Below are 15,706 nucleotides of genomic sequence, written 5' to 3' on the forward strand. Positions count from 1 at the left end.
GGTTCCGTCAACAACGCAGGCAACAGACAGGAAGCCTGCCCGTAATGGCTCGCTGACGGGATGACCGCTTCAATGCACTCCGTTGGTAATTCTTAAAAAATCCTTATTCCCAAATAGCACCTGCACCGCCATCTGAAAAGGACAAACCGGACAGCACAGGGACTGATGAGACAAAGGAATTCTGCTCTTTGGGAAAGCTAACGCACTGAATTAATTCTGCTGAGGCAGAATTTTCCCCGGATTCATGATGTTTTTGGGGTCAAATGCCTGTTTGATGGCAATCATGTAGGCAAGCGCCGGGCCGAATTCCTTTTCCATGTATTTCATCTTGCCCTGTCCAACGCCATGCTCTCCGGTGCAGGTTCCGCCCATGGCGATCGCCCGCTCGGCGAGTCGTCCCAGGAATTCATCCGCCCGGGCATGCTCTTCCGGGTTCTCCGGATCGAGCAGCAGCTGGACATGGAAATTGCCATCCCCGACATGTCCGACGACCGGGGCCAGAAAGCCGCTGGCCTCGATGTCCTTCTGAGTTTCGCGCACGCATTCGGCGAGACGGGAAATGGGGACACAGGCATCGCTCGAAACGCTCTTGGCGCCCGGACGCAGCGAAAAGGTTGCCCAGTAGGAATCATGACGCGCTGCCCAGAGCCGCGTCCGGTCTTCCGGCTTGGTGGCCCATTCGAAGTCGGAGCCGCCAAATTCCTCGATGATGTCGGCGAACAGCTCGGCCTGTTCGGCCACGCCGCTTTCAGTGCCATGAAACTCCACCAGCAGTGTCGGCCGTTCAACGAGACCGATCTTGGAATGCAGGTTGACGGCCTTCACCTGAAGGCTGTCGAGCAGCTCGATGCGGGCCACCGGAATACCGCACTGGATGGTCATGATCACGGCATTGCAGGCGCTTTCCAGATCGGGAAAGCCGCAAATGCCGCCCGAAATGGCTTGCGGGATGCCCGAGAGCTTGAGCGAGACTTCCGTGATGATGCCAAGAGTGCCTTCCGAGCCGACCAGCAACCGGGTGAGGTCATAACCCGCCGAGCTCTTCTTGGCCTTGCTGGCCGTCTCGATGATCGTGCCGTCGGCCATCACCGCCTTGAGCGCGAGGACATTGTCCTTCATCGTGCCATAGCGCACTGCGTTGGTGCCAGACGCGCGGGTCGCCGCCATCCCGCCTAGCGAGGCATCCGCCCCCGGATCGATGGGAAAGAACAGCCCCGTATCGCGCAGATATTCGTTGAGCTGCTTGCGGGTGACGCCAGCCTGAACCGTGCAGTTGAGATCCTCCGCACAGACCTCGACAATGGCATTCATGCCCGACAGATCAAGCGAGATGCCGCCATAGGGAGCGTTCAACTGACCTTCCAGCGATGAACCGGACCCGAATGCGATGACCGGCACCGAATGAGCGTTGCACAGCGCCACGACACTGGAGACCTCCTCCGTGCTCTTCACAAAGACAACGCCATCGGGCATCTCATTGGCCAGCCCGGTCGTCGTGTGGGCATGCTGTTCCCTGAGCGCCTTGCCGGTCGTGAAGCGTTCGCCGAATTGCTCGGCCAGTTGCGAGCAGACCGCTTTGACGGCATCGGCATCAGTCTCTCGTTTGAAATGGGGCTGGACGGCAGAAGACATGGGAAACTCCGGAGTGGTGATTTTGATTTTTTGAACAATTAGGCACACTCACGGGCAAAATGCCAGACCGGGAGCAGCAATTCGCACAGATGCGCCCCTCCCCTGCGGCAGGTCCCAACATATGCATAGCTCCTCTTTCAAATATGCTCTTCTGTCCCATAATGTGCAGTGTTATCAACCCGAAGTTCGGGCGAAACACTTCGTTTTGCAGATCGCTTGCGATTGTCTTCGAACAAACATCCGTTGAATGACAGATAAAAGCAGTAATGACCGGGTTGCGCACGGTTGACCCTCATTCTGCCTTTGCTATTGTTGCATAACCAAACCATAGCCGGTTCTGACATTTCGATGAATGCGGAAGGCACTTTGCCTTTCATCACCAGTGACCGCCAGCAAACGACCCCAGAAAAAGCCAGCCGAGAATCATGAACCAATTCATTAACCTGCATATTCCGCATGGCAAACAAGTCCGAGCCCAACGTCTGATCTGGCAGAGACGGATCATCTTCGGGTTGGGCGGTGTCATGGTCGGCTTTGCTGCCGTGGCTCTGGCCATGGGCGCAGACGCCAGTCAGGATCTCTATCGCCAGTTGATCGCAGCTTACCCTTACGCTGGCCTCCTGGTGACGCCACTCGGCTTTGGCGCAATCGTCTGGGTGACCAATCGCTACTTCCCCGGCACGCAGGGCTCCGGCATTCCGCAAGCCATCGCCGCCCGGCGGCTCAAGCGCCCAACCAGCCGGGCAAAGCTGGTCGGTATACGCTCGGCCATCGGCAAGATCGTGATGACGCTGCTCGGCATGATGATCGGCGCCTCGACCGGCCGTGAAGGCCCGACCGTTCAGGTCGGGGCCGCCGTGATGTTCCTGACGGGGCGCATTGCCCCCAAACGGCAGGTCGGTCTCATTCTGGCCGGTGCCGCGGCCGGTATCGCCGGTGCCTTCAACACGCCACTGGCCGGGATCGTCTTTGCCATCGAGGAAATGAGCCGCTCGTTTGAAATGCGCACCAGCGGCATGATCCTCGGCACGGTCATCCTCGCCGGTCTGACCTCCATGGCCATCTTCGGCAACTACACCTATTTCGGCACCTCGCACGATGTGCTGCAGTTCGGCTGGGGCTGGATTGCCGTACCCATCGTTGGTGTGGTCGGCGGCCTCGCTGGCGGCCTGTTCTCCAAGGTTCTGGTGCTCTTCACCTATGGCCTGCCCGGCGCTGTCGGCGCGATGATCAAGGCTCACCCGATCCCCTTTGCCATTCTCTGCGGCCTGATCGTCGCACTTGCCGGCCTCTACACCGATGGTGCCGTCAATGGCTCCGGTTATGAGGCAGCCCGCGATGTGCTGCATGGTGACACGGAGCTGCGCCTTGAATATGCGCCCTTGAAACTGCTGGCCACCATAGCCTCTTCCATCGGCGGACTGCCCGGCGGCATTTTCTCGCCGTCACTCTCGGTGGGCGCCGGACTGGGCGCCGACCTTGCGGGCCTGTTCCCCAAGGTGCCCGTTGGCGCCATCGTGCTGCTTGGCATGGTTTCCTACTTCACCGGCGTCGTTCAGGCTCCCATCACCTCCTTCGTCATCGTCATGGAGATGACCGACAACCACCAGATGATGCTGCCGCTGATGGCTTGCGCCCTCATTGCCAACGCCTTCTCCAAGGTCTTCTGCAAGGAAGGCGTCTACCATATGCAGTCCGGCAAATTCTACGATTTCGCCCGCCATCGAGACCCGGAACCTGCGGCAGAAACGCCAACACCGGAAGCACCGGACGCAAAGACGGAAACCAAACCGTAGCGCGTCTCCCTGCGAACAGCGGGCACCTGCGCGCCACGCTCTCGCCTCCGGACCGGACAGATTTGATGAAGATTACGAAAGAGCCGCCTTCCCGGGCGGCTTTTCTTTGTTCCTGTGGCAGCATCCGAAGGTTAGGCTTGACCTTTCTGGCAAAAGTTTCAAAGCTTTCAAAAGAAAACAGGGGAAACCCGCTGACCACGGGACAGACGCCCTGCTCCTCATAGCAACAAGACTTTGCCGACCATGTTCTGGACCAACCCGATCAAACTGATACGCAGCTGGATAGAGCCGAACTGGTCGATCTACCTGTCGACACAACAGCCCAAACTGTGGCTGTTTGCCATCCTTATCGGCTTTCTGGTCTCGCTGGCGGCCATCCTCTTCCGGCTCGGCATCGGCGGTGTGCAGTGGTTCTGGCTCGGCACCAGCAGCGAGACAATCATAGCCACGGTTCGGGCAAGCCCTGCCTGGATCGTCATTCTTGCGCCAACCCTTGGCGGCCTGTTCGTCGGAGCTTTCCTGCAATATGTCCACCCCATCAAACGCGCCGAAGGGGTTGCCGATGTCATCGAGGCCCGGGCACGAGGCGGCCGGGGGCTGCGCTTCTGGCAGGCCCTCGACAGCGCCGCCATCACCATCGTCTCGCTGGGATCTGGCGCAAGCGCCGGGCGCGAGGGGCCTATCGTCCATTTCGGGGCCAGCCTCGCCAGCTCCCTCAGCCGCAAGCTGTCGCTGCAACCGGCTGCCCGCAAGATCCTTCTGGCCTGCGGGGTTGCCAGTGCCGTCTCGGCCTCGTTCAACGCCCCGATCGCCGGCGTGCTGTTCGCCCATGAAGTCATTCTGGGGCATTATGCCTTCTCGGCCTTTGTGCCGATCGTGCTGGCCTCCGCCGTGGGCACCACCTTCTCGCGCCTCTATTTCGGCGATACTGCCTCCTTCATCATTCCCGACTATCAACTCACCTCCTATTGGGAACTGCCGTCCTTCGCCCTTTTGGGCATTGTCTGTGCCATTGTGGCGGTGCTGTTCCAGACTTCGCTGCTCGGCACCGACTGGATTGCCCGCCACATCAAGATGCCGCTGGTCTTCCGCCCCGTTGTCGGTGGTTTCCTTGTCGGTCTTCTGGCGCTGGCCTTTCCCGAAGTGCTCGGCGTCGGCTATGAGGCAACCGATCTGGCCCTCAAGCAGCAATTACCGCTGATGACACTTCTTTGGCTGATCTTTGCCAAGATGCTGGCGACCTCGATCACGCTGGCCTCCCGCTTTGGCGGCGGCATCTTCTCGCCCTCGCTCTATATCGGAGCCATGGTTGGCGGCACCTTCGGGTTGATTGCCCAGCCATTGCTGCCAGAAATCGCCTCTACCCACGGCCTTTATGCCTTGTTGGGTATGGGCGCCGTCGCATCCGCCGTGTTGGGCGCGCCCATTTCAACTACCATGATCGTGTTCGAGCTGACCGGCGGCTACGCCCTGTCCATCGCGCTGCTGCTGACGGTCTCGATTTCCAATGGCATCGCCGTAGCCCTCAGTGGCCGCTCCTATTTTCACTGGCAACTGGCCATGCGCGGCATCTTCCTCAACGAAGGCACCCATCGCTACATCGTCAACCAGGTGACGGTTGCCGAGGTCTACACCCCGCTGGCTGCGGACGTCGCCGCTGAAGACACCGTGCTGCGACACGACATGGAAGCCATCCGCATGCAGGATACGCTGGAACTGGCACTCAAGACCTTCAATGACAACGGCGGCGCCGATCTCGCGGTGCTGGATCCGCACAATCCCGGCAGGATTGTCGGCTGGGTGCGGCAGGTGGATGCCCTGCGCTATTTCAACGACGTTCTCATCAGCACGCAGGTGGAGGAGCATCGCTGACAAGCCCTCCACTTCAGACAGAGGCCTCCTCCCTCCGTTGGTTCACCTCCGGTCACAAAACACCAGAACAACAAATTTGCCCCTGACAAACCACATTTGTTGCTATAATGTTCTTATCCAGATTCGGTCTGTTCACCCCCTTTTTCGACCGCAGTGCCTTGTAAAAGGCGCATAAAGCCGATAGATGGCGACCAGGAACCCCAACGAACAATCCCAGATAACACCAAGCCGGAACCGATAGTATCAATGTCTGATCTTTTTGCGACACCACCCGTATCCCCGATCCGTGAGCGTGAGGAGGAAGATCAGGAAGGCATTCGCGCAAGGCTCGCCCGCATGCACCCGACGCCCTATCTGGATGGCCTCAACCCCGAACAGAGAGATGCGGTGGAGAGCCTTGACGGCCCGCTGCTGGTTCTGGCTGGCGCAGGCACCGGCAAGACCCGCGTATTGACCACCCGCATCGGCCATATTCTGGCAACGCGCCGCGCCACGCCGTGGCAGATCCTGTCGGTGACCTTCACCAACAAGGCCGCCCGCGAGATGAAGGATCGCATTGGCAAACTCATTGGCGGCTCCGTGGAAGGCATGCAATGGCTTGGCACCTTCCACTCGATCGGCGTCAAGATCCTGAGGCGTCATGCCGAGCTGGTCGGGCTGCGGTCCAACTTCACTATCCTCGATACCGACGACCAGATCCGCCTGCTCAAGCAGCTCATTCAGGCCGCGGCCATCGAGGAAAAGCGCTGGCCCGCCCGCCAGCTTGCCACCCTGATTGACGGCTGGAAGAACCGTGGTCTTTCCCCCAACCAGGTGCCGCAGGACGAGGCCTTCCTGTTTGCCCAGGGCAAGGGCATCGCGCTTTACGCCGCCTATCAGGAGCGTCTCAAGATCCTCAACGCCTGCGACTTCGGCGACCTGCTGCTGGAGTGCATCCGCCTGTTCCGCGAGAACCCGGATGTGCTCGCCAGCTACCACGACAAATTCCGCTATATTCTGGTGGACGAGTATCAGGACACCAACGTCGCCCAGTATCTCTGGCTGCGCCTTCTGGCCCAGTCCAGCCACAACATTTGCTGCGTCGGTGACGATGACCAGTCGATCTATGGCTGGCGTGGTGCCGAGGTCGACAATATCCTGCGCTTCGAGGAAGACTTCCCCGGCGCCAAGGTCATCCGGCTTGAACGCAACTATCGCTCCACCGCCCATATTCTGGCGGCCGCCTCCCATCTTATTACCTATAATGAAGGGCGCCTCGGCAAGACCCTGCACCCGCAGATCAAGGACGATGAGGCCGAGAAGGTCACGGTTGCCTCCGTCTGGGATTCGGAAGAAGAGGCCCGAACCATCGGCGACCAGATCGAGGCCTTTCAGCGCGCCGGGCACGAGCTCAACGACATGGCCATTCTGGTTCGCGCCTCCTTCCAGATGCGCGAATTCGAAGACCGTTTCATTACCATGGGCCTCAACTATCGCGTCATCGGCGGCCCGCGTTTCTATGAGCGCGCCGAGATCCGCGATGCGCTGGCCTATTTCCGCGCAGTGGTCCAGTCCGCCGACGACCTTGCCTTCGAGCGCATCGTCAACACCCCCCGCCGCGGCCTTGGCGATGCGACCATTCGTCAGATCCACACGCTGGCTCGCGCCGAGGAAATTCCGCTGATGGAAGCGGCCTCTGAAATGGTGGAAACCGAAGAGCTGAAACCCAAACCGCGCAACGCCCTCAAGAGCCTTCTGGGTCAGTTCAACCACTGGCGCACCATGATGCCGACCATGAAGCACACGGAACTGGCCGAGATCATCCTTGATGAATCCGGCTATACCGAAATGTGGCAGAAGGACAAGTCACCGGACGCGCCGGGCCGCCTTGAAAACCTCAAGGAACTGATCCGCTCGATGGAAGAGTTCGACTCGCTGCCGAGCTTCCTTGAGCATATCGCACTGGTGATGGACCGCGACGCAGGCGAGACCAACGACGCGGTTTCGATCATGACCCTGCATTCGGCCAAGGGGCTAGAATTCGATACGGTCTTCCTGCCCGGCTGGGAAGAAGGCCTGTTCCCCCACCAGCGGGCACTGGATGAAGCCGGCACCAAGGGGCTGGAGGAAGAGCGCCGCCTCGCCTATGTAGGCATCACCCGCGCCAAGAAGCGGGCCAAGATCTACGTCGCCTCCAATCGGCGCATCCATGGTCTGTGGCAGAATTCCATCCCCTCGCGCTTCCTTGACGAATTGCCGTCCAAGCATGTGGAGATCGAGGAGAGCCAGTCGACCTATGGCGGCTATGGTGCTTCCGGCGTTGGAGGCTCCATCTATGGCAAAAGCCGGTTCGACACATCCGACCCCTTCGAGAACACCTACGAAACGCCGGGCTGGAAGCGGGCACAGGCCAACAAGGCCAACCGCACGAAGGCCAGCGCCCCCAAGGCAAAGCGTGCAACGACGACCATCGAGGGCGAACTGGTCGCCAAGAGCGTCTCGGACACGCCATCGAAGTTTTCCGTCGGTGAACGGGTGTTCCACCTCAAGTTCGGCTATGGCGAAATCCGCACCATAGAGGGCAACAAGCTGACCATCCAGTTCCAGACAGGACAAAAGCGGGTGCTCGACAGTTTCGTGGAAAAACATTAAGCCTTGCCGCTTGCCATTGCGGCTGCGAAGGTCTATCGACGTGCCAGATTTCAGGAACAAGAGGGAACCATGCCCCAATATCTTTATGCCGAAGGCCCCATCAAGGACATTCAGACCGCAGCCGACCATCTGCAGAAGGTCTTCGAGGAAGATGGCTTTGCCATTTCCAACTTCGAGGTTGATGAGGATCGCGGCATCTGGGCCCTCTCCCTCTATCCGTCCGACGAGCAGATGAGCGATGTCTATCGCACCACCCTTGCGGAACTTTCTGCCCTGTCAATGGCGCTACCGCTCCGCACGGAAGAGCTGGCCGATGTCGACTGGGTGACGAAAAGCCTTGAAGGTCTGGTACCGGTGGAAGCCGGACGCTTCATCATCCATGGTTCCCATGATCGTGGCCTCGACACAAAGGGCCGGATTCCGGTGCAGATCAACGCCGGGCAGGCGTTTGGTACGGGCCACCATGGCACCACCGCCGGATGTCTGAAGGTTCTGAGTGAAGAGCTGCGCCGCTTCCATCCCCTGCGGCTGCTTGATCTGGGCACAGGGTCTGCGGTTCTGGCCATTGCGCTGGCCAAATTGCTCAAACAGGAGATCGTCGCAACCGACATCGACCCGATCTCCATTGAGACCGCCAATGAAAACATACGCATCAACGAGGTGCAACCGTTCGTCAAAACCGCGGTTGCAGCCGGTTTCAGCCATCAGATTTTTGCGAAAAAAGGCCCGTTTGACCTGATCGTTGCCAATATTCTTGCCGGGCCACTGTGCAAGATGGCCCCGGAAATGGCCAGGCACATTGCCAGAGGTGGACGCGTCATCCTGTCGGGCCTGCTGCCGCATCAACGCGCACGCGTTCTTGCTGCCTACCGGCTGCAAGGTCTGCGTCACGTCAGAACAATCAAGGAAGATGGGTGGTTGGTTCTGGTCCTGGAACGATAAGGCTGGCGCCAATCATATTGCCAGTTGGTTTTCTTTGCGAAAACGGCCGGGACCTCCCGGCTCCCCCCAAGGGGGATGCATAAAATGGCCTTTTGCCTCTTTCATGCGAATGGACACTTGAGCTTCCCCGTAGGGAAGTTCAAGTGGATTATTTGTCGTTGTTGTCGCGAGCAGAGAAAACTTCAGAGAAGTTCGGGGAGTAGAGTTCGATGTAAGAACGAGCTTCGGCTTCACGAGCTGCGATCATACGTTCGAAAGCATTGCTGAGGATGGACATTGATTTTTCCTTTTCATCATCCGGTCGATCTTCTCGACCTCTTTCTTATACCAAAGTTATATAGCAAATCTGCTTAGTAAGAAAATGCACAGTTTCTCACGACAGCCACGGCAAAAGTGCATGGCATGACACTTAGCTATGTCAGTCGCACTGCGGTTCGGGACTCTCGGAGAGGCATTTCTCCAGTTCGCCAAAACACAAAAACAAAAAAAGCGGGCCGAAACCCGCTTGTTTTCATGGAGTTTTATTTGGGACGGCTTATCTCCTCCCGTCCGAAACTTCTCTGGATGACCAAGCAAATGTCTTCTACGCAATTTTTCGTAGATCATCCGAGAAGCCTCACGGCGATTAGCCGCGAGGATCGTTGGTCAGGTCGATGAAAGAGCCGAGGCCACGTTCGGACATGTATTCGTCAACGTAACGCTGAGCCTGTTCTTCACGAGCAGCGATAACTTTTTCCAGAGCACGGTTAAAGAAGTTCATTGTAATTTCCTTTCTTCTCATCGGTGATTGATCTGTTTGATCTATGTCATGGAATATGGTCCACCTGGAGCAATTCAAAAAGGCCCAATACATCAAAACAGTAATGCGTTTTGTGCATAGCGCGATTTTGAGTCCATATGATTGCGCAAATATGCAAGAGCAATGAATTATTAAATCCCTGTCAACCGACGCGACTGCCCTTGCTCGAACCACACAAATTTGGCACTGTTGTCCAACCATCCATCATATCTGGACTCATCACCGGACAGACGCGGAGCCGGATTCCGCCCCGCCAGGTTTCCTTTAGGAAAGTTCTAATGTTTCAAGAATTTAGCAACACCGCGAACCCCGAACAAGGCCGGCTGCGGATCCCCTTGCTGCGGGCGCATCTGCAAGAAGCCGGACTGGATGGCTACATCATGTCCCGCGCCGACGAGTTTGGCGGTGAAAACATGGCTCCCTATGCCGAGCGGCTTGCTTGGCTCACCGGCTTCACCGGGTCGGCGGGCAGCGCAGTCATTCTCAAGGACAAGGCCGCCATCTTTGTGGATGGGCGTTATACCCTGCAAGTTCAGGATCAGGTCGATGCCGAATTGATCACACCTGTCGCCATTCTGTCAAAATCGGTTGCCGAATGGCTCGCCGAAACCCTTCAGGGCGGCGAGGTCATCGGATTCGATCCGTGGCTCTACACCCAGAGCGCCGTCGACCGGTTTGAGAAGACATGCAAGGAAAAGGGGGCAACCCTTGTTGCCTGCAAGAGCAATCCGGTGGATGCGATCTGGACCGACCGGCCAAGCCGCCCCCAGAACCCCATCCTGCCCCACCCGCGGGAACTGGCTGGCGAAGCCTCAACGGATAAGCTCGACAAGATTGCTGCGGGCTTTGCGGCCAAGGCGGATGCGACCTTCATCACGCAGGGCGACAGCATAGCCTGGCTGTTCAACATCCGTGGCAGTGATGTGGCCTGCGCACCCTTGCCGCTGGCCTTTGCCATCGTGCGCGCCGACGGCAGCGCCTATCTGCTGACCGATCTGGCCAAGCTGCCGGAGGAAACCCGCACCCACCTCCCCGCTTCGGTTACCATTGCACCGTTTGAAGAGCTGCCAAACCTGATCAAGTCGCTGTCCGGCGCCAACAAGACATGGATGCTGGACGAGACCCTCGTGCCTTATGCGATCAAGACAATGATCGAGGATGCCGGCTCGCGCATCCTCAACGCCTCCGATCCCTGCCTCAAGCCCAAAGCCGTCAAGAATGCCGCCGAGCTTTCAGGCATGCGCAAAGCGCATCATCGGGATGGGGTGGCCATGTGCCACTTCCTGCACTGGCTCGACACCATGGCCCCAACCGACACCCTCGACGAGATCACGGCAACCAAGGCGCTGGAAGATTTCCGCGCTGAAACCGGCTGCCTCAAGGACATCTCCTTTGACACCATCGCCGGAGCAGGCCCCAACGGCGCCATCGTCCACTATCATGTCACCGAGGCCACCAACCGCAAGTTCGTGCAGAACTCGCTGTTCCTTGTCGATTCCGGCGGACAGTATCCGGATGGCACCACCGACATCACCCGCACGATTGCCATCGGCACGCCCGACGCGGAGATGAAGGACCGGTTCACCCGCGTGCTCAAGGGCATGATCGCCCTGACGCTGGCCCGCTTCCCTGAAGGCACCAAGGGCATCCAGCTCGACACGCTGGCCCGCCAGCCGCTTTGGGAGGTCGGGCTTGACTATGCGCATGGCACGGGCCATGGCGTTGGCTCCTATCTTTGCTGCCATGAGGGGCCGCAGAGCATTTCCAAGCGGGGTGGCGCGGCGCTTGAGGCCGGCAATGTTCTGTCCAACGAACCCGGCTACTACAAAACCGGCGCCTGGGGGATTCGCATCGAGAATCTGGTCACGGTCACCGAGGCCAAAGCGATGGAAGGGGGCGAATTGCCGATGCATGGCTTTGAAACCCTGACGCTCTGCCCGATTGATCAGCGCCTCATCGAGGTCTCTTTGCTAACCGCCAGGGAAATCAACTGGCTCAATGATTATCACGAAGAGGTCTTTGCCGAGCTGTCCGCAGAGCTGCCGGAGGACGTGCGCGCCTGGTTGGCCGAAGCAACCAAACCCCTGCACGCATGAGCCTTGTAGGCTAAGGCGACTGCGACGAACCGCAAAACCCAAAAAAGCCAGCCTCTTTCGGGGCTGGCTTTTGTTTTCAGCGCTGAGGGGTGCGATGGCGCAGTCTAGCCTTCGAGAAGAGCAATCCACTCGCCCTCGGTCATGATCGTGATGTCGAGCTCCTGTGCTTTCTTGAGCTTTGAGCCTGCGCCCGGTCCGGCAACCAGAATATCGGTCTTCTTGGAAACAGAGCCAGACACCTTGGCCCCGAGGCTTTCGGCCTGATTCTTGGCTTCCGTTCGGGAAAGGCGCTCAAGACTGCCGGTGAAAACCACCGTCTTGCCCGAGATGGAGCTGTCGGTTTGCACGGCTTCGGCTTCCTGCGGCGTCACTTCCCTCAGCAGAGCGTCAAGAACATCCTCGTTATGCGCCTCATTGAAGAACTCGACAATGCTGCGCGCCACAATCGCGCCGATGCCGTCGATCCCCAACAGATCCTGCCATGCGTCGCTGTCCGCATCCCCCGCCGCCTTCATCGCCTCTCTTAGCGCGGCAAAGCTGCCATAGTGGCGCCCAAGCAGCTTGGCCGTTGTCTCGCCGACATGGCGAATGCCAAGCGCAAAGATGAAGCGATGCAGTTCGACAGAACGGCGCTCGTCAATTGCGGCAAACAGGTTGCGGGCCGACGTCGGGCCCCAGCCGTCCTGATCACGCAGACGCTCGCCCCGACTTTTCTCTTCGTCCAGATCGCGCAGGTGGAAAATGTCCGCCGCATTGCGGATGATGCCCTGCTCGAAAAAGGCGGTTACCTGCTTCTCGCCCAGACCGTCGATATCCATGGCGTTGCGGGAGACAAAATGCTTGAGCTGTTCCACCGCCTGCGCCCGACAGACCAGCCCGCCGGTGCAGCGGCGAATGGCATCAAGCTCACCAGTTTCCTTCTTTTCGCGCACAGCATGAGAGCCACAGACAGGGCAGATCGTGGGGAAGACAAAAGCCTCACCACGCTCGTCCCCCTCGTCGAGCACCGGTCCGATAATCTGCGGAATGACATCCCCTGCCCGCTGCACGATGACCATGTCACCAACCCGGACATCCTTGCGGACGATCTCGTCCTCATTGTGAAGGGTCGCGTTGGAAACCACCACGCCGCCCACAGTCACCGGCTCGAGCTTGGCAACCGGCGTCAGGGCGCCTGTACGGCCCACCTGAATGTCGATTTCAAGCAAACGGGTGATTGCCTTCTCGGCAGGAAACTTGTGCGCTATGGCCCAGCGTGGCGCACGGGAGACAAATCCGAGCCGGGTCTGCAGCTCAAGCCGGTCAACCTTGTAGACCACGCCGTCAATGTCATAGTCGAGCGAAGAACGCATCGCCTCGATCTCGTGATAATGGGAGATCAATCCTGCAACGCTGTCATGACGCTGCATCAGCGGGTTGACCGTAAAGCCCCATGAACCGATCCGCTGCACGGCTTCATACTGGGTCTCGCCCAGCGGTTCGCTCACCTCACCCCAGGCATAGGCAAAGAAGGCCAGATTGCGCGAGCGGGTAATCTCGGCGTCGAGCTGGCGCAGGGATCCGGCAGCCGCGTTGCGTGGATTGGCAAAGGTCTTGCCGCCGCTTTCGGCTTGCCGCTCGTTGAGGGCCAGAAACTCCGAACGCGGGAAATAGACCTCGCCGCGCACTTCCACAACAGCAGGCACAGTAGGCCCCTTGAGCTTGTGCGGAATGGAGGCAATGGTCTTGATATTGGCCGTGATGTCTTCACCAACGGTGCCGTCACCACGGGTCACGCCATAGACCAGCTCACCATTTTCATAGCGAATGGAGGCCGACAGACCATCGATTTTCGGCTCGGCCGTGATCGTAAGCGCAGCGTCACGTCCGAGACCGAGAAAACGCCGTACCCTCGCCCCGAACTCGGAGACATCCTCGTCGCTGAAAGCATTGTCGAGCGACAGCATCGGCACGACATGGGTGATCTTGGCAAATTTTTCCGAAGGGGACGACCCGACACGAAAGGTCGGGCTATCCTCGCGTCGCAACATCGGAAAGCGCAGCTCAAGCGCGCTGTTGCGCCGCCGCAAGCCATCATACTGGGCGTCTGTCAGATCAGGGGCATCGTCCTGATGATAGAGCCTGTCGGCTTCTGCAATTTCTTCGGCAAGATAGCCAAGCTCCGCCTTCGCCTCGTCGGCATCCAATTGATCAACCGGCTTCTCGCGCAAGCTATTCCGATCCACGCCTATGCTCCTGTTGTCTTCCCCGAAATGAGGTGCCGCGCCGCAGCCCGGGCTTCATCCGAAATCACTTCGCCAGCCAGCATGCGGGCAATTTCTTCCTCACGATGGTCACCATCGATCAGCGTCACGCCGGTTGCGACCCGGTCTTCGCCCTTGACCGGCGTCTTGGCGATGCGCATGTGAGCGTTGGCCCGCGAGGCAACCTGCGGCGCATGGGTCACGGACAGAACCTGGACGTTTTGTGCCAGCCGTGCCAGACGCCGCCCGATCGCGTCAGCGACTGCGCCGCCAACCCCGGTGTCGATCTCATCGAACACCAGTGTCGGTGCAGAGCCCTTGTCCGCCATGGCCACTTTCAGGGCCAGCAGAAAACGCGACAGCTCGCCACCTGACGCCACCTTCATCATCGGGCCTGGACGGGTGCCCGGGTTGGTCTGCACCCAGAACTCGATCTGGTCAATGCCGTCTTCGCCGCGACTGTCCGCCTCGGCAGTCTGGTTGACAATGAATTTGGCGGCTTCCAGCTTCAGCGATGGCAGCTCGGCCATCACCTGCCTGATCAGATCCTTGGCCACCTTTGCCCGCTGTTTGCTGAGGCTGGCGGCGGCCTTGTCATAGGCAACCTTGGTGTCACTGGCTGCAGCGCGCAGGGCAACCAGACGCTCCTCGCCATGATCCAGTGCATCCAATTCAGCCCGCATGCGCTCCAGTAGCCCGGCCAGTTCATCGGAGGGCAGCTTGTGCTTGCGCGACAGGGCGCGCAGGGCAAACAGCCTCTCCTCAATCATCTCCAGTTCGCGCGGATCAAAATCCGTGCGCCGCTGCGCCTCTTCAAGGCTGCTGCGGGCGTCTTCCAGCGCATTGAGTGCGATGTTGAGATGGGAAAGTGTCGGCTCCAGCAGCCCCGGCATCTGTTCGGTCTTGCGTTCCAGCCGCCGCATCATGCTGGCAAGCGAGGGAATGGGCGAGCCATTGCCATCCAGCACCTCGTAGGCTTCATTGAGATCCGTGGCGACCTTCTCCGACTGCATCATGGTCGTGCGCCGCTGAGCCAGTTCTTCTTCTTCCCCGACGATGGGAGCAAAAGTGCCCAGCTCCTCGACAGAGGCGGCCAGATAGTCGGCTTCCTTGCGGGCTTCCTCGATGGTCTTTTCCAAAGCAGCCAGATCGCGCTCGGCCTTGCGCCATACCTTGTAGCTTTCCCGCACGCGATCAACATCGCCCTGCAGCCCACCAAAAGCATCCAGCAAGACCCGGTGCTGGGAAGCATCCACCAGCGCCCGATCATCATGCTGACCGTGAATTTCGACAAGACCCTCGCCGATGAGCCGCAAGGTACCGGCGCTGACCGGCTGATCATTGACATAGGCCCGCGTCCGACCATCGGCATTCTGCACCCGCCTTAGCAGCAGATCACCATCATGGTCGAGCCCCTGCTCGGCAAGAAGGGCAAAGACCGGATGGGACGGCGCAATGTCGAACATGGCGACAACCTGCCCCTGCTTCTGGCCAGCCCGCACCAGACCACCGTCGCCTCGGCCACCAAGGGCAAGCGACAGCGAGTCCAGCAGGATCGACTTGCCAGCCCCCGTCTCGCCGGTGAGAACGGTCATGCCATCGCCGAATTCCAGATCCAGGCGATCAATCAAGACAATATCGCGAATTGAAAGTGAGGCGAGCATGGTTTCCTCATAGAACAGACAGCAATGAGCG

General features: G+C 59.2%; 10 protein-coding genes. 5 read left to right on the forward strand and 5 right to left on the reverse strand.

Annotated features, from left to right (window positions below; genetic code table 11):
• Positions 1 to 210: 210 nt before the first annotated feature.
• A complete protein-coding gene (locus tag DSL70_RS11890) occupies positions 211 to 1,632 on the reverse strand; it encodes an FAD-binding oxidoreductase (RefSeq protein WP_119308139.1) in 1,422 nt (473 codons plus the stop codon).
• A gap of 425 nt (positions 1,633 to 2,057) precedes the next feature.
• Here DSL70_RS11890 and DSL70_RS11895 point away from each other — a divergent pair, with 425 nt between their 5' ends.
• From DSL70_RS11895 to DSL70_RS11910, 4 genes are all read left to right on the forward strand, one after another.
• On the forward strand, positions 2,058 to 3,428 hold the full coding sequence (locus DSL70_RS11895) for a chloride channel protein (RefSeq protein ID WP_119308140.1): 1,371 nt from the start codon (positions 2,058 to 2,060) through the stop codon (positions 3,426 to 3,428).
• Positions 3,429 to 3,671: 243 nt separating this feature from the next.
• Positions 3,672 to 5,300, forward strand: coding sequence for a chloride channel protein (locus DSL70_RS11900; RefSeq protein ID WP_119308141.1), 1,629 nt, complete (start codon positions 3,672 to 3,674; stop codon positions 5,298 to 5,300).
• A 246-nt stretch (positions 5,301 to 5,546) separates the two neighbouring features.
• The gene (locus DSL70_RS11905) at positions 5,547 to 7,931 is read left to right on the forward strand and encodes an ATP-dependent helicase (RefSeq protein WP_119308142.1); all 2,385 of its coding nucleotides are present in this window, start codon (positions 5,547 to 5,549) and stop codon (positions 7,929 to 7,931) included.
• A gap of 69 nt (positions 7,932 to 8,000) precedes the next feature.
• On the forward strand, positions 8,001 to 8,873 hold the full coding sequence (locus DSL70_RS11910) for a 50S ribosomal protein L11 methyltransferase (protein WP_119308377.1): 873 nt from the start codon (positions 8,001 to 8,003) through the stop codon (positions 8,871 to 8,873).
• A 148-nt stretch (positions 8,874 to 9,021) separates the two neighbouring features.
• On the opposite strand, the gene DSL70_RS22745 is transcribed toward DSL70_RS11910, so the two are convergent.
• Positions 9,022 to 9,150 (reverse strand): hypothetical protein, encoded by a 129-nt coding sequence (locus tag DSL70_RS22745; RefSeq protein ID WP_280955350.1) that lies wholly within the window; start codon positions 9,148 to 9,150, stop codon positions 9,022 to 9,024.
• 348 nt (positions 9,151 to 9,498) lie between these two features.
• The gene (locus DSL70_RS22750) at positions 9,499 to 9,633 is read right to left on the reverse strand and encodes a hypothetical protein (RefSeq protein ID WP_280955351.1); all 135 of its coding nucleotides are present in this window, start codon (positions 9,631 to 9,633) and stop codon (positions 9,499 to 9,501) included.
• Between the two features lie 317 nt (positions 9,634 to 9,950).
• Between DSL70_RS22750 and DSL70_RS11915 the strand changes: the two genes are divergently transcribed.
• The gene (locus tag DSL70_RS11915) at positions 9,951 to 11,768 is read left to right on the forward strand and encodes an aminopeptidase P family protein (RefSeq protein ID WP_119308143.1); all 1,818 of its coding nucleotides are present in this window, start codon (positions 9,951 to 9,953) and stop codon (positions 11,766 to 11,768) included.
• A 104-nt stretch (positions 11,769 to 11,872) separates the two neighbouring features.
• Here the strand turns inward: DSL70_RS11915 and ligA are convergent, their stop codons facing one another.
• Both ligA and recN read right to left on the reverse strand, forming a co-directional pair.
• Positions 11,873 to 13,993, reverse strand: coding sequence for an NAD-dependent DNA ligase LigA (ligA, locus tag DSL70_RS11920; protein WP_245418192.1), 2,121 nt, complete (start codon positions 13,991 to 13,993; stop codon positions 11,873 to 11,875).
• A 2-nt stretch (positions 13,994 to 13,995) separates the two neighbouring features.
• Positions 13,996 to 15,675 carry a DNA repair protein RecN gene (gene recN / locus DSL70_RS11925; RefSeq protein ID WP_119308145.1) on the reverse strand — a complete coding sequence of 560 codons (1,680 nt, stop codon included), beginning with the start codon at positions 15,673 to 15,675 and terminating at the stop codon, positions 13,996 to 13,998.
• Positions 15,676 to 15,706 lie beyond the last annotated feature (31 nt).

It is taken from the genome of Cohaesibacter haloalkalitolerans (assembly GCF_003574655.1).
GTDB lineage: Bacteria > Pseudomonadota > Alphaproteobacteria > Rhizobiales > Cohaesibacteraceae > Cohaesibacter > Cohaesibacter haloalkalitolerans.

Excerpts from the sequence above, each read along its gene's own strand:
- DSL70_RS11915 (WP_119308143.1), top strand. The coding sequence starts at position 9,951 with ATGTTTCAAGAATTTAGCAACACCGCGAACCCCGAACAAGGCCGGCTG.
- recN (WP_119308145.1), bottom strand. The coding sequence starts at position 15,675 with ATGCTCGCCTCACTTTCAATTCGCGATATTGTCTTGATTGATCGCCTG.
- DSL70_RS22750 (WP_280955351.1), bottom strand. The coding sequence starts at position 9,633 with ATGAACTTCTTTAACCGTGCTCTGGAAAAAGTTATCGCTGCTCGTGAA.
- DSL70_RS11900 (WP_119308141.1), top strand. The coding sequence starts at position 3,672 with ATGTTCTGGACCAACCCGATCAAACTGATACGCAGCTGGATAGAGCCG.
- DSL70_RS22745 (WP_280955350.1), bottom strand. The coding sequence starts at position 9,150 with ATGTCCATCCTCAGCAATGCTTTCGAACGTATGATCGCAGCTCGTGAA.
- DSL70_RS11890 (WP_119308139.1), bottom strand. The coding sequence starts at position 1,632 with ATGTCTTCTGCCGTCCAGCCCCATTTCAAACGAGAGACTGATGCCGAT.
- DSL70_RS11895 (WP_119308140.1), top strand. The coding sequence starts at position 2,058 with ATGAACCAATTCATTAACCTGCATATTCCGCATGGCAAACAAGTCCGA.
- DSL70_RS11910 (WP_119308377.1), top strand. The coding sequence starts at position 8,001 with ATGCCCCAATATCTTTATGCCGAAGGCCCCATCAAGGACATTCAGACC.
- DSL70_RS11905 (WP_119308142.1), top strand. The coding sequence starts at position 5,547 with ATGTCTGATCTTTTTGCGACACCACCCGTATCCCCGATCCGTGAGCGT.